This window comes from Bacillus sp. BB081, from assembly GCF_008368895.1.
Classification (GTDB): domain Bacteria; phylum Bacillota; class Bacilli; order Bacillales; family Bacillaceae_G; genus Bacillus_A; species Bacillus_A wiedmannii.
Map to the genome: position 1 here is coordinate 1 of NZ_QOZX01000148.1, position 645 is coordinate 645.

The 645-nt window shown below is 39.8% G+C and carries 2 protein-coding genes; both read left to right on the plus strand.

Features of this window, described 5'->3' with window-relative positions; all coding sequences use genetic code 11:
• Nucleotides 1-590 (plus strand): NAD(P)-dependent oxidoreductase (locus tag DN394_RS28755; protein ID WP_304521030.1); only part of this gene is annotated, 590 nt, incomplete at its 5' end.
• A partial coding sequence (locus DN394_RS29695) for a hypothetical protein (protein ID WP_255451662.1) occupies nt 562-645 on the plus strand: 84 nt, incomplete at its 3' end. The genes DN394_RS28755 and DN394_RS29695, both read left to right, overlap by 29 nt.

The following is a 645-nucleotide window of genomic DNA, read 5'->3' on the forward strand; positions in this document are numbered from 1 at the left end:
GTAATGAACTAGCAGGGAAAACCATAGGTATGGTCTGTTTTGGAGCTGTAGCTCAGCGTACCGCAGGTATTCTACGTAGCTTTCCTTGTGATATTCGTTATTACGATCCTTATGTGACAAGCCCGGATCCACGTGATCAGAAAGTATCGTTAGAGGAGTTATTTGCAACCAGCGATATCATATCAATTCATTTACCAGTCACTGAAGATACCAAAGGATTGATCGATAAAACATTATTACAATCGATGAAAAGCGACGCTATTTTTGTAAATACGGCTCGTTCGATTGTGGTAGATCATGATGCACTGGTTGAACGGTTACAACAGAATCAGATTCGTGGAGCGATTATTGATGTATTTGATCAAGAACCACCACTTCCCAAAGATTATGAATTGATTTCACTGCCGAATGTATTAGCGATTCCGCATCTAGCAGGTGCTACTTATGAAGTAGAAGACCATCATGTAGAAATTATGAATACCGCGTTAATTGATTGGTTTGAACATCATCAGACCGATGTGAAAGTGCTCTACAATAAAGCGATCTTGGAGGATATGAACAATGACACAACAAGCTTATCTAGTCTTTGATATTGGTACAGGTAATGCCCGTGTAGCCGTTGTTGATATCCATGGGAACGTATTA